Raw genomic sequence first — 12,823 nt, 5'->3', positions numbered from 1 at the left:
TTCCTGCTTACTCGGGTAGCCATCGATGCCGAAAGTGCTCAACGCAAACCTCGACGCGCTGAAAGTTCTGCTGGCGGTGATGGTGGTGGCGCTGCACTGCAAGCTGCTGGGGGGCAATTACACCTGGGTCGGCTACTTGCTGTGCAACGGCCTGTTCCGGGTGGCGGTGCCGACGTTCTTCATCATCAACGGCTACTACCTCTTCCAGACCCTGGAGAGCGGCCACTCCTTCGCCCAGTGGTTCAAGCGCGGCCTTCTGCTCTACCTGTTCTGGATGCTGGTCTACAGCCCGCAGTACATCGACCCGAGCACGATCGCCAGCCTGGGCGGGGTGCTGGGGGTCGTGAAGAAGCTGCTGATCGGCTATTTCCACCTCTGGTACCTGGTGGGCATGCTCGGCGGCGCAGCGATGCTGCTGGTGCTGCGTCGCTGGCGTTCAAGTGCGCTGATCGGCCTGGCCCTGACGGCGTTCCTCATCGGTCTGGGCCTGCAGTACGCGCGGGTCTACTACGAACTGCCCAACGGCTTTCTCCAGCACTTCAATCAGAACGACTACACCGCGCGCAATTTCCTGTTCATGGGCTTCCCGTTCATGGCCATCGGCTTTCTTTGTGCCCGGCATCGCTTGGCAGAGCGGCTCAGCCGGCGCGGGGTGTGCTGCTGGCTAGCGCTGGGGTTGGGGCTGATCCTGGCCGAGGCGGCGCTGAACTTCGCCCTGCGCGCCGATGTAGAGCAGAACTTCGACTTCCTCGCCTCATTGCTGGTTATTGCCCCGGCCCTGTTCCTGTTGCCCCAGGTGTACTTCCGGGCCTCCCACAGCAACTTCGCGGCCAAGCTGTCTTCGGCGGTGTATTACGTGCATCCCTGGTTCATCTTCGGCGCCTTGTCCCTGGGCATGGCCTATGGCAACGGCATGGCCGGGCTGGTCCTGCTGCTGGCCTTTGGCGTTGCGCCGCTGTTGATCATGGCCAGTCGCCGGGTCCGTTTCATTCTCTGAGGGCGCTTGGTCGACGGCTTTTTCTCTCGGGCCTAGAATAGGCACCTGTTCTTTTTTGGTTGCCCAGTCATGCCCCCTGAATGCCAATTGTTCGGCACCCTTGGATGCCACCTGTGCGAACTGGCCGAGGCCGAGCTGATGCCCCTGGTGGAGCACGGCCTGATGGTCGAACTGGTGGATATCGCCGACAGCCAGCAACTGTTCGACAGCTACGGCCTGCGCATCCCGGTACTGCGCCGGGTGGATACCGGCGCCGAGCTGGGCTGGCCCTTCGACGCCGAGCAAGTGGTGGCCTTCCTGCGCTGATGCACCAGGGGGGGGCGGGCAGGGTTTCCGCCCGTCGCTCATCGTGCGAATTCATTGGCGAGAGCTCTCGATTGGTTTACTGTATGTATATACAGCTATCGAGGAGTCTCGCCATGTCTCTCACTTTCCTGACCGGTACCGAACGCTCGCAACCGATGCCAGCCCGCTTTGCGCCGCTGGGTGACAGCGAGCCTGCCGCGTTGGCCGATGGCCCCAGCGGCAGCGGTTTTTCCCTCGACCGGACCCTGGGCCTGGGCGCGCCGCAGATCCATGGCCTGCTGGTGGACGATGACAACCTGCTGGGGTTCGGCATCTACCCCGGTGACCGGTTGATCGTCGACCGCTCGGCCACTCCGGCGGTCGACCAGTACCTGGTGGTTCGGGCCCAGGGCGCCAGCGAATACTCGCTGCGCCTGCTGGCGCCCGATCCTCGTGGCGGCTTGCTGCTCAAGGCGGCGCGCCCTTCAATCCCCTCCATCGTTCTGGATGACCTGGGCTCGATCGAGATCTGGGGCGTGGTGTTGTGGGTGGTCAGTTATGTGGGGCGCAAGCAGCCCTGATGAGTGTGGTGGACGCTTCAAACCGTTAAAGGAATAGATGATGGTCAATGTCGAACAACTGAAAAACAGCGTGAACAGCATGCCCACCGATGTGGTGCGTGAAGCGGTGCTTGAGCTGCGCCTGGACGGGTTGGTCACCGAAGGCAAGACGCCTTTCAACAAGCTGCACTTCAACACCTGCTTTGCCGAGATCGAAGCCTTGTTCCAGCGTGCGGGCTACCACCGGCAACTGGATGTGGTGGGTTACCAGGGGCTGTTGTACGCCCTCTACGATCCGGGCCGCTGGGAGGCGGTGGATGTACTGCGCTGGCTCAAGGAGTTCACCGAGGCCGCGGCCCAGGCCAAGCAGTCCTGCGCCTGAAACCTCGGAAACTGTTCCTAGGTTCCTTGTGGCGGCTGTTGGATAATGCCGCCCTGCATTGATCCTTCGAGCTTTTTGTATGTCATCCGCACCTTTTTCCGCTGCACAGCATCAGGCCAGTACCCTGTACCTGCCCCCGGGCTCCTGGGCGACGGTGCTGGATTGCCTGTGTGATCACTTCAAGGCCATCAGCCGCGAACAGTGGCTGGACCGTATCGCCCGTGGCCGGGTGCTGGACGGGCAGGGCCAGCCCATCAGTCTGGAGCTGGCCTATCGCGAAGGCTTGAGGATTCACTACTTTCGCGAGGTGCCGGATGAAAAGGTGATTCCGGTCGAGGAAACCATTCTCTACGCCGATGAGCATCTGGTGGTGGCGGACAAGCCGCACTTTTTGCCGGTGACCCCGGCAGGAGAGTACGTCGAGCAGACGTTGCTGCGGCGCTTGATCCGGCGCCTGGGCAACCCGCACCTGGTGCCCCTGCATCGTATCGACCGGCATACGGCTGGGCTGGTGCTGTTCTCCGCGAACCCAGACAGTCGCTCGGCCTATCAGGCGCTGTTTCCCACCCGCAAGATAGAAAAACGCTACGAGGCGATTGCCGCTGCCTTGCCGCAGTTGAACTTTCCGCTGCTGCACAAGAGCCGGCTGGTGGACGGTGAGCCCTTCTTCCGCATGCAAGAAGCGCAGGGGCCAAGCAATACCGAAACAGCCATCGAGGTCAGGGAGAAACACGGCGAGCTGTGGCGTTACGCCCTGTACCCGGTCACGGGCAAGAAGCACCAACTGCGGGTGCATATGAATGCCCTGGGAGCGGCGATCTGCAACGATCCCTTTTATCCCGAGGTGCTCAAGGACATCGAGGACGACTATGCCCGGCCGCTGAAGCTGCTGGCCCAGGGGCTGCGTTTCATCGACCCGTTGAGCGGGCAGGAACGCGAGTTCGCGAGCCGCATCAGCCTGCAGTGGTGAATACCCCAGGCGCAGAAACAATAAAACCCGCACCAGGCGGGTTTTATTGTTTTCAGGTCGACAACCGTCAGGCTTACAGCTCTTTGACGGTACGGACCTGATCCTTGTTGATGCGAGTCTGCTTGCCGTCCAGCTGTTCAAACTCGTAGAAACCGGAATCCTTGTCGTATTTAGGGGTATCGACGGCCTGGATTTCGCGACCGTCATTCAAGGTGATCACTGTCGGCGAGGCGCAACCGGCGAGAGTGGCCAGGCCCAGTGCGAGCATGAGAGTGGCGAGGGTCCGTTGAGTCATTGTGTGTCTCCGAAATGAGTACTTTTGAGTGCTGGTCTTCAGACGTATACAACGTCTGCAAGTTCCTTGGCCAGGGACATTCTGCCACGTTGCCGGGCAGATCGCAGGCGTTCGCCGCGGCAGATTAGCCGAGTTCGCAACAGCGTCTACCCACTGGGGGCTATTGCCGAGGCCACAGCGGCGGCAAGCCGGAGCGCTGTGATATAACAACGGGCTGTTTCTCCTACCTTTGGATCGAGCCTATGAAAGCCAAGGCTGATGTACCTTTTGCGCCGCTGAACATTGCGGTGCTGACTGTCAGTGATACCCGCACCCTGGAAACCGACACCTCCGGGCAGGTCTTTGTCGAGCGCCTGGGCGCCGCCGGCCATCGTCTGGCGGCACGGGTGCTGCTCAAGGACGATCTGTACAAGATCCGCGCCCAGGTCGCGACCTGGATTGCCGACGACGTGGTGCAGGTGGTGCTGATCACCGGCGGTACCGGCTTCACTGGCCGTGACAGCACCCCGGAAGCCGTGGCCTGCCTGCTGGACAAGCAGGTCGACGGCTTTGGCGAACTGTTCCGGCAGATATCGGTCGCCGATATCGGCACCTCCACTGTGCAGTCCCGGGCACTGGCAGGGCTGGCCAATGGCACCCTGGTGTGCTGCCTGCCGGGTTCCACCAATGCGGTGCGCACCGGCTGGGACGGCATCCTCGCCGAACAGCTGGATTCGCGGCACCGGCCGTGCAATTTCGTTCCTCACCTGAAACAGGCGGCACCCTGTGAATCCCGCGGGTAAGCCGGGCAAGCAGGGCGCCCTGATGCCGGTGGAAGAAGCATTGGAGCGCCTGTTGGCGATGGCCGGTTCGGCCCCCATCCTCGAGCGTGAGCGCTTGCCGTTGGCGGCGACTCAGGGCCGGGTGCTGGCCGAGGCGCTGATCTCCAGCCTGGACCTGCCGCCCTGGCCCAACAGCGCCATGGACGGTTACGCCCTGCGCCTGGAGGACTGGCGGGGGGAACCCCTGCCGGTCAGTCAGCGGATCTTTGCCGGTCAGGCGCCTGAGCCACTGCAGCCCGGGACCTGCGCGCGGATTTTCACCGGTGCGCCGGTGCCGGCCGGGGCGGACTGCGTCGAGATGCAGGAAAACGCCCAGGTCCAGGACGATCAGCGCGTGCTGTTTAGCGAACCTCTGCAACTGGGTCAGAACATTCGCCCTCAGGGCCAGGAAACTACGGTGGGCGAGGAGGTGCTCGCGGCTGGCACTCGCCTGGGACCGATCGAGCAAGGCCTGGCTGCCTCCCTGGGCTGCGCCGAGCTTGAAGTGGTGCGCCGGGTCCGGGTGGCGGTGCTGTCCACCGGTGACGAACTGGTGGAACCTGGCCAGCCCCTGGGGCCGGGCCAGATCTACAACAGTAACCGGGTGGTGCTGTGCAGTTGGTTGCAGCGCCTGGGCTGTGAGGTGCTGGATGCGGGAATCCTCCCTGACGATCTGGCCGCGACCCGCCAGCGCCTGGCGGAACTGGGGGAGGTCGACCTGATCCTGTCCACCGGTGGTGTCTCGGTGGGAGAGGCGGACTTCCTGGGCATCGCCCTGCGCGAAGAGGGCGAGTTGGCCCTGTGGAAGCTGGCGATAAAGCCCGGCAAGCCGTTGACCTTCGGCCATTTTCGCGGCGTGCCGGTGATCGGCCTGCCCGGCAATCCGGCATCGACCCTGGTGACCTTCGCCCTGCTGGCGCGCCCCTACCTGTTGCGTCGCCAGGGCGTACAGCAGGTGCAGCCCCTGAGCTTCCAGGTGCCGGCGGGTTTTGCCTGGCCCCAGCCCGGCAATCGCCGCGAATACCTGCGGGGGCGCCTGGAGAACGGGCAGGCGACTATCTACCGCAACCAGAGCTCGGGCGTGTTGCGCAGTGCGGCCTGGGCCGAAGGGCTGGTGGAGGTGCTTGAAGGGCGGACCCTGGTGCAGGGCGATCGGGTCAACTTCATTCCCCTGAGTGAAGTGCTGGATTGACCCCGGCAGCGCGGGCCCGGCTGCCACCGGCCCGCGCCGAGCGGTTTAGCGCAGCAGCAACAGCAGCAACAGGCCGAAGCGGCTGTGCAAACCCCAGGTCACCAGGCCCGCCAGCAGTGCAGCGGCCAGTACCGCCCTGGCCAGGCGCTTGAGCCACGACAGGTGCCGACAATGACGCGGCAGCGGCTGCGAGGAGAGAGGCAGGTCGAGCTCCCGGGGGGAGCGGGCGGTCACCCAGGGCTGGCCCTGCAGATGCTTGAGCGGTGATCGCGCTTGTGGATAAAACTCCTTGTCTTTCATGACGGTGCACTTCCTTGTATGAGGCGTCAGTGCCTGACATGCACAGTCACTGATTGGCCCCGCAGGGTCAATTCAGGTGATTCTCTTTCTTCGGTCAGAAAATTCACTTTAGGCCTGGGGGCTCGGTTCAGGCATAGGGGCTGTCCCAATAGCGCTTGTACATGCCGAGCTTTCTTTTCAGGCCCAGGGGCAGGTAGCGCTCCTGCTGGCTGAGTTTGTAGGCGAAGAGCTTCACCGCGTTGCGCAGCAGCGACCCGGGCCACTGCCCCAGGCGTCCGGGGCCGAGGAAGCGCAGTTCGGACTGGACGTAGCGCAGGCCTTCGCCACCGGCGCCACCGAAGGCCTGGCGGATCCAGGGTTCCCGGGCATGGAATACGCCAATGTCGAAGTAGCGGCGGAACTCTTCCTTGAGGCTGTAGTTATGGGAGTGGCGGCAGCAGGCGCTGCCTTCATAGGCAACCTTCCAGCCGGCCAGCAGCATCTTCGCGCCCACATACATGTCTTCGGACAGGATCACGTGGTTGGGAAAGCCGCCGACCTGCATCAGCGCTTCGCGCCGGTAGGCGGAAAACGAGTTGGACATGAAGGCGGTCTTGATCCCCAGTACCGGCACATCGGCCAGGCTTTTCACCTGGGAAGTCGGCGGGTAGTTGAACAACCGCGCATGGCTGGCCAGGGGGCTGGCATCGAGGTGCGGCAACTGGCGACCGCATACTGCTCCCACTTGCGGGTCGGCGAAGGGCGCGACGATGCGGGCGAGACCTTCGGCATCCTCCAGGTAGGCATCCTGGGTCATGAACACATAGAGGTCGTAATCGGCGTTGCGCTCCACCATCAGTTGCCGGGTGCCGCCGTGGTTGAAGTCGCGGCTGTCGATGCGCAGCACATTGGCGCAGCGTGCCAGCGCCAGCTCGTAGGTGCCGTCGCTGGAGCTGGAGTCGACGATCAGGGTATCGAAGGGCGCGCTCTGGATTTCCAGGGAATCCAGCAGCCGCGCCAGGTCCTGGCAACCGTTGTAGGTGGGAATCACACAGGCCACGCGCAGTGTCGACATTGTCCAAGCCTCCGGTTCAGGTCAGGTTCTGGCGCCAGGGCTGCAGCCAGGCCGCGAGGATCAGCAACAGCAGCAGGCCGCAGGCGCTGCTCAGGCCCAGTTGCCACCAGATCGAGGTCAGCGGATGCAGGAACAGCGCCGCCAGGGCCATGCCACCCAGGCCGATCAGCCAATGACTGCGCCAAGGCACCAGCCCCAGCAACTGCTGGCGGCGCATCAGCAGCAGGCCGGTGAGGACCACCCCGCAGATCGCCGCCATGGCGATGCCGATCAAACCGAGGAAATACGGCAGCGCCGCCAGCAGCAGGGCATTGAGCAGGCTGCCGGCCAGTTCGCAATTGAGCGGCATGCGGGTGTCGCCGGCGGCATAGGCGTAGCGCGCCAGCAGGGCGTTCCAGGCGCCGAACATCAGCGGTACCGAGAACCAGGCCAAGAGCTCCGGCAAGGGGCTGTCCGCCGCTTGATTGGGCAGCAGCAGGTGCACCAGCGCGGCGGCGGCGCCAATCAGCCCGACCACTGCAGGAATGGTCAGCAGGGTGGCGCTGCTCAGGCCTTTGCGCAGCAGGTCCAGGCGCTGTTCGCCGGAGCTGCCGCTCATCAGCCCGAGCAGCACCTGGTTGAGGCTCATCAGGGCGATCAGCGGCAGGTTGATCAGCTTGCGTGCCAGGTTGATCCAAGTGACCGCCCCTTCACCCAGCAATGAGGCCGCCATGCGCTCCAGCAGGGCCAGGCCCTGGCTGGCGAGGTTGCTGCTCAGCAGCGGGCCGATGCGTTGCAGCAACTCGCGCCCGGCCCCGGGCGCGGCCTGCATGCGCCAGGGCCGCCAGCCATCGCGCAGCAGGCTCGGCAACAGCACCGTTGGCATCAGCAGGCTGCCGAGCACACAGGCCGCGGCCAGCCCGGTGGGGGTGGCGGCATGGTGCAGGCTCGCCAGGTAGATCACTGGCGGCAGGTTGAACAGCAGCGAGCCCAGGCCCGCCAGGACAAAGCGGGCGCGAGCCTGCAGAGGGACGCAGAACAGGCCGTGAAGAATGAACCCCGGTGCGCACCAGGCCAGCCAGTGCAGGCCGCCGCTGGCCAGGGCATAACCGTCGCTGCCCAGGCCGGGGCCGATCAGGCGTACCCATAGCGGCGCGCCGAGGCTCAGCAGCAGCGCCAGCAGCAGCCCACACAGCAACAGGCGGGGGGCCAGGGCACTGAGCCAGGCCTGTTGCTCCCCGGCCGAGCGCTGCTGGTACAGCGGCAGCGCGGCGGCGCTCAGCAGGCCCGCAGCCAGGGCCATGCGCAGGGCCTCGGGCAGGAACATCGCCACCAGGAAACCATCGCTCTGGCCACCGGCGCCCCAGGCCGCCACCAGCAGCCATTCCCGGGCAAAGCCGGCGGCCAGCCCGGTCAGGGTGGCCAGGGTCAACCACAGCGTCGCGCCGAACATGGGCCGGGCTTAGTGGAACAAAGTGAACAGGCCTTTGCCGCCCACTTTGTAGTTGAGGTTGCGGCAGCGCTCGCCCTTGATCGCCGCGTCCGGCCCGCTGACGATGGCGTAGGGTGGTACCGGCTTGGACACCACGGTCTGCCCGCCGACCACCGCGCCTTCGCCGATCTCGGCGCCAAACGACAGCAGGGCGCGGCTGGCGATCCAGGCGTAGTCATGGATGTAGATCGGCCCGCCGATGGCCCAGAATTCCGGCTCCTTGAGGTCGTGGCCACCGGCGATGATCAGCACATGGGAGGCGATGGTCACATGGTCGCCAATGATCAGCCCGCCCCGGGCGTCCAACTGGCAGTGCCAGGCCACGGTACTGTCCTGGCCGATGCGCAGGCTGTCGACACCCAGCACCTCGGTATTGCGCCACACCGTGGAGCCCTTGCCGATCTTCGCGCCGCCAAGGCGCAGCCAGAACAGGCGCAGGGTGTGGCTGGGGATCTTGCAGATGAGGATGTTGTAGATCTGCTCCCAGACCCGCAGCATGCGGTCGCGCAGGGTCGGCCAGTTGATTCCGTACATGGGAATCAGCGCCCCCTTGAGTTCGCGGCCCAGCAGTTTGTAGAAGCGCCGGGGCAGGGGCGGCTCGATCTTCGATTCGATGTTCAGGTAGCTGATGTAGGTCAGCACGTTGCCCTTGAGCGGTTGCTCGAACACGACATCGTTCTCCAGCATCCACTGATAGGCCGCCTCCAGTTCTGCAAGGCTCACCCCCATTTTCTGCGCATAGTCAGGCAAGGCCTGTTTCAGGTTCTGCGAGTGGAAGAGGCGATGTTTCATGGCTGGATTCCTGAGGGTGGGGAGTCTGGAGTAACCCTGGGCGCCGCAGCGCCGGCCTTGAGTCGCAGGCGTCTGGCTTCATGCAGGTTCAGGCCCAGCAGCAGCCAGAACAGGGCGATCAACACCTGGGTGAAGCTGAAGTAATGGTCGAACAGGCCGCTGATCAGTGCGGCGCTGAGGCCGGCCCCGCTGCCCAGCCAGAGGGCGTTGTCCCGATTCAACTGGATGGCCACCCCGGGAACCCGGGTTTCCCGCCACCAGCTCCAGATCACCGCGACGAACAGCAGCATGCCGGGCACGCCGATCTTGTAGATGTAGTTCAGCCACAGGTTGGAAATCCCCCACAGGCCGGTGCCGGGCACGGGTGGGTCGACCTTGAAGCCGATGCCGAAGGGGAACATCGCCATGGCGGCGGGGAAGTGCGAGTACTCGTCGACCCGCACGCTGGTGCTGGCATCGTTGGAGGTGAACAGGGTCAGCAGGCGGTCCTGCAAGGGCGGATAGGACATCAGCAGCAAGGCCCCGAGAACGAAGCCACCCATCAGCATGCGCCCGGTGTAGGGCACCCGCTGGCGGGCCATCCAGATCAGCACGATCAGCAGGCTGAGCAAGGCTCCGCGAGAACCGGAGAGCAGCAGCCCGGCGGCCCCCAGCAAGGCCACCGCCAGGCCGAGTTTACGCTGCCAGCCGCTGCGGGTCAGGCCGAAACAGAAGGCCAGGGGCAGCAGCAGGGCCATGGCGCCGCCAGTGACGTTGGGGTGCATCCACGGCGAGCCCATGCGATTGGCCAGGGCGCTGAGGCTGTCGCCCAGTACCGCGATGCCGCCGTAGCCGAGCTTTTCGAGGATCGGGGTCATGGCCGTGGCGCTGCCGTTCTTCAGAAACACCGGGATCGACAGCAGCAGGAGCAGCAGGGTCCCCAGCAACAGGCCACAGACCAGTTGCTCCCGGGCCTTGGCTTGCTGCAACAGGCGTCGCACCAGAAACAGCGCCGAGAGGTTGAGCAACCAGCGGACCCAGTTCACCGGGCCATTGCCATCGGCGTTCACCGTCACCTGGCCGATGATGAAGGGCAGGGCACTGAAGGCCATCAGGGCCAGCAGCAGCTTCTCGGTACGCAGCAGCCTGGGCGGCCGGGGCAGATTGGAGAACAGCCCCTGGGCCAGGATGCTGGCCCAGACCAACAGCAGCAGGGCTTCGGAGACGGTGGTGCGCAGGCCGATCTGCACCGTCGAATAGGGCAGGAAGGTCGCCAGTACCGCGAACAGCAGCAGCCCGCGCATGGGCTGGCGGACCACGGTCACCGCCGCTGCGATGCCGACCATCAGCACCAGCACCTTGAGCGCTGGCAGCAACCAGATCAGCACGCCGAAAACCAGGCCGAAGATCAGCGCCAGCGGCAGGGCGATGGGCATTACTTGAGCTCCTCGAGCAATTCATTGAAGCGCTGGCGATAGGCATCCTCGGCGTAGCCGGCCGCCCAGGCCTTGAGGGGGGCGGAGTCTTCCGGCGGGGCGCTGGCCAGTTGCACCATCAACTGGCTCAGCGCGGCGCTGTCGGTGGGCGAGAAGCGCGGGCTGCCCGCCGGGGTGATCTCGTCCAGGGCCGAGCCGCTGGCCACCGCCACCGGAGTGCCGACACTCAGGGCCTCTATCACCGGCAGGCCGAAGCCCTCGGCGTAGGAGGGCTGCCACAGGCGCTGGGCCTGGCGGTACACCCCATGCAACTGGCTGTCGCTGAGGTCGCTGAGAAAGTGCAGGCCATGCACGGCGCGCAGCTCGCTGGGCAGGTGTTCCGGTGCGCCGATCAGCACCAGTTCCGGTACATCCGGGGATTGCTGGCGTGCGGCCTGCCAGGCAGCGACGAACCAGGGGATGTTCTTGCGCGGCTCGCGGGTGCCCACCGCCAGCCAGTAGCGCTCGGGCAGTTGCAGGTCGCGGATGTCGGCGGGTTCGCCCTGGAAACCGGTAACCAGGTTGGGCAGCACCCGGACCTTGTCCCGGGCCTGGGGAAAGAGCTTCACCAGTTCGTCGGCGGTGTACTGCGAAGGTGTCCAGATGCGGTCCGCCTGCTTCACCGAGTGGCCGATGGAGAGCTTGTCGGTGAGGCCATAGACCCGCTCCTTGAGCCGCGAGCCATGGCTGTTGGTCAGGGTCAGTTGGAACAGGTCATGCAGTTGCAATACATAGCGCAGGTTCTTAGGTTTCCTGCCCAGAGGCAGGCCCATGTTGAAGTTGCAGATGTACAGCTCCACCTCGGCCTCACGCAGGGCCTCGGGCAGAAAACCGCCCTCGAAGCGCAGCCGGTTCGGCAGGCGATGCACCCCCTGCAGTGGTGCGCCCCACCTGGGGCAATGCACCCGGCGGCGCAGCGGATGGTCTTCCGGGGCGACGCCGAACAATTGCAGGCTGACCTGCGGATTGGCGCGCAGGGCGTCTTCCAGTGCCAGGTTCTGCCGGCCGATACCACTGTTGCTGTAGCCCGCGGCGGGGCGGTAATCCAGACCTATGCGCATACGGACACTTCTTCTTTGTCAGAGGGGAGTTGGTGATAGACCGCTTCCAGCTGGGCCGCGGCGGCGGTCCAGTCATGGTGGGCCAGCACGTAGTCGCGCCCGGCGGCGCCGATGCGTTGCAGGCGCTCGGGGTCGGCCAGGGCCTGGGCGAGAATCTGCGCCAGGGCCCCGGGGTCTTCGCTGCCCAGGTAATGCTGGCCGTTCTCTACCTGCAGCCCGGAGCTGCCCTGGGCCGTGGTGACTACCGGCAGGCCGGCGGCCATGGCCTCCAGGACCTTGAGCTTGGAACCGCCGCCCTGGCGCAGCGGGGCGAAGAACAGCGCCGAGCGCCGTTGCAGGTCCCGCAGGTCGGGGACAAAACCCTGCCACTCGATGCGCGGGTCGGTCCAGCGCTGGCGGAAACTGTCCGGCAGGGCGTAGCCGCAGATGGCGAAGTGCACCTCGGGGTTGATGGCCCACAGGCGCGGCAGTATCTCTTCCAGGGCCCATTGCACCGCATCCAGGTTGGGGCTGTATTCGTAGTTGCCGATAAACAGCAGGCGCTGGCTGCCAAGGTCCGGTTGCACCGCGGCGTAGTGCCCGCAGTCCACGCCGTTGACCACCACCGCGGCCGGTTTGCCACTCAGCCGGGCCAGGGTCAGGGCGTCCTGTTCGGTCACCGCGATGACCCGGGCCGCCTGCTGGAACACCCGGCGTTCCCAGCGCCGGTAGCGCCATTGGTCGTAACGGGTAAAGGGTTTCGACCAGGCCGGCAGGCGGTCGTAGCTGGCGGCACCGAGGGCCGACTCGACGTTGTGTTCGGTGAGGATGAACGGGCGCTGCAATTGCTTGAGCGGCTGTTCGAAGGGCTGGAAGCTGTAGCTGTGCTCGATCTGGATCACGTCCCAGGGTTCCTCCAACAGCTCGCGAAAACGCTGTTGCAGCGGCGCGGCCAAGCCGTTGACGTCGGCCAGCATGGGGTAGGGCGCGAACAGCACCGAGAACAGGGTCTTGAGGCTGCGCAACGGCCGCCGCGGCAGCACGATCAGGCGTTCCAGCCAGGGCTCCAGGGCCGCGCGGGTGGCGTCGTCCAACGGGGTTTTCGATTGCACCAGCAAGGTGATGCGGTGCCCGCGGGCGGCCAGGGCCCGCAGCAGGTGGTATTGCCGGGTCTTGCCGCCGCTGGTGGCGGGCCAGGGCAGGTAGGGCAGGGTCCAGAGGATTTTCATGC

General features: G+C 65.2%; 15 protein-coding genes. 7 read left to right on the top strand and 8 right to left on the bottom strand.

The genetic code is table 11. The annotated features are described in order from the left end of the window. The first annotated feature begins 25 nt into the window (after window positions 1-25). From AC07R1_RS29025 to AC07R1_RS29005, 5 genes are all read left to right on the top strand, one after another. Complete coding sequence (locus AC07R1_RS29025; RefSeq protein WP_072442883.1) at window positions 26-997, top strand: acyltransferase family protein; 972 nt, start codon at window positions 26-28, stop codon at window positions 995-997. A gap of 69 nt (window positions 998-1,066) precedes the next feature. Continuing rightward, window positions 1,067-1,303 carry a glutaredoxin family protein gene (locus AC07R1_RS29020; protein ID WP_011062501.1) on the top strand — a complete coding sequence of 79 codons (237 nt, stop codon included), beginning with the start codon at window positions 1,067-1,069 and terminating at the stop codon, window positions 1,301-1,303. A 113-nt stretch (window positions 1,304-1,416) separates the two neighbouring features. Then, complete coding sequence (locus tag AC07R1_RS29015; protein WP_011062500.1) at window positions 1,417-1,863, top strand: S24 family peptidase; 447 nt, start codon at window positions 1,417-1,419, stop codon at window positions 1,861-1,863. Between the two features lie 40 nt (window positions 1,864-1,903). Next, window positions 1,904-2,224 carry a hypothetical protein gene (locus AC07R1_RS29010; RefSeq protein WP_011062499.1) on the top strand — a complete coding sequence of 107 codons (321 nt, stop codon included), beginning with the start codon at window positions 1,904-1,906 and terminating at the stop codon, window positions 2,222-2,224. A gap of 79 nt (window positions 2,225-2,303) precedes the next feature. Next, window positions 2,304-3,194: a pseudouridine synthase gene (locus AC07R1_RS29005; RefSeq protein ID WP_015636516.1), complete on the top strand. Its 891-nt coding sequence runs from the start codon at window positions 2,304-2,306 to the stop codon at window positions 3,192-3,194. 73 nt (window positions 3,195-3,267) lie between these two features. Here the strand turns inward: AC07R1_RS29005 and AC07R1_RS29000 are convergent, their stop codons facing one another. Further along, a complete protein-coding gene (locus tag AC07R1_RS29000; protein ID WP_015636515.1) occupies window positions 3,268-3,489 on the bottom strand; it encodes a YgdI/YgdR family lipoprotein in 222 nt (73 codons plus the stop codon). Between the two features lie 242 nt (window positions 3,490-3,731). Here AC07R1_RS29000 and moaB point away from each other — a divergent pair, with 242 nt between their 5' ends. Together moaB and AC07R1_RS28990 are read left to right on the top strand one after the other, a co-directional pair. Then, window positions 3,732-4,271, top strand: coding sequence for a molybdenum cofactor biosynthesis protein B (gene moaB / locus AC07R1_RS28995; protein WP_015636514.1), 540 nt, complete (start codon window positions 3,732-3,734; stop codon window positions 4,269-4,271). A gap of 22 nt (window positions 4,272-4,293) precedes the next feature. Beyond that, on the top strand, window positions 4,294-5,481 hold the full coding sequence (locus AC07R1_RS28990; RefSeq protein WP_495111222.1) for a molybdopterin molybdotransferase MoeA: 1,188 nt from the start codon (window positions 4,294-4,296) through the stop codon (window positions 5,479-5,481). A gap of 45 nt (window positions 5,482-5,526) precedes the next feature. On the opposite strand, the gene AC07R1_RS28985 is transcribed toward AC07R1_RS28990, so the two are convergent. The 7 genes from AC07R1_RS28985 to AC07R1_RS28955 all read right to left on the bottom strand — a co-directional run bounded on the left by AC07R1_RS28985 (window position 5,527) and on the right by AC07R1_RS28955 (window position 12,821). Then, window positions 5,527-5,781: a hypothetical protein gene (locus AC07R1_RS28985; RefSeq protein WP_041119363.1), complete on the bottom strand. Its 255-nt coding sequence runs from the start codon at window positions 5,779-5,781 to the stop codon at window positions 5,527-5,529. A gap of 127 nt (window positions 5,782-5,908) precedes the next feature. After that, on the bottom strand, window positions 5,909-6,835 hold the full coding sequence (locus AC07R1_RS28980) for a glycosyltransferase family 2 protein (RefSeq protein ID WP_065365488.1): 927 nt from the start codon (window positions 6,833-6,835) through the stop codon (window positions 5,909-5,911). Window positions 6,836-6,851: 16 nt separating this feature from the next. Beyond that, on the bottom strand, window positions 6,852-8,267 hold the full coding sequence (locus AC07R1_RS28975; RefSeq protein WP_495111187.1) for a lipid II flippase MurJ: 1,416 nt from the start codon (window positions 8,265-8,267) through the stop codon (window positions 6,852-6,854). Between the two features lie 9 nt (window positions 8,268-8,276). After that, entirely contained in the window at window positions 8,277-9,098 is an 822-nt protein-coding gene (locus AC07R1_RS28970) for an acyltransferase (RefSeq protein WP_011062492.1), read from the bottom strand. Beyond that, window positions 9,095-10,513, bottom strand: coding sequence for an O-antigen ligase family protein (locus tag AC07R1_RS28965; protein ID WP_011062491.1), 1,419 nt, complete (start codon window positions 10,511-10,513; stop codon window positions 9,095-9,097). Before AC07R1_RS28965 ends, AC07R1_RS28970 begins: the two co-directional genes overlap by 4 nt. Further along, window positions 10,513-11,613: a glycosyltransferase family 4 protein gene (locus AC07R1_RS28960; protein ID WP_495111186.1), complete on the bottom strand. Its 1,101-nt coding sequence runs from the start codon at window positions 11,611-11,613 to the stop codon at window positions 10,513-10,515. The genes AC07R1_RS28965 and AC07R1_RS28960 overlap by 1 nt, the downstream gene beginning before the upstream one ends. Next, a complete protein-coding gene (locus tag AC07R1_RS28955; RefSeq protein WP_011062489.1) occupies window positions 11,604-12,821 on the bottom strand; it encodes a glycosyltransferase family 4 protein in 1,218 nt (405 codons plus the stop codon). The genes AC07R1_RS28960 and AC07R1_RS28955 overlap by 10 nt, the downstream gene beginning before the upstream one ends. Between the last annotated feature and the right edge of the window lie 2 nt (window positions 12,822-12,823).

The sequence above is a fragment of the Pseudomonas sp. GW821-FHT07F01 genome (genome assembly GCF_059418825.1).
Note: the sequence above shows the minus strand (reverse complement) of the source record. Positions and strands in the feature narration are given on the sequence as shown.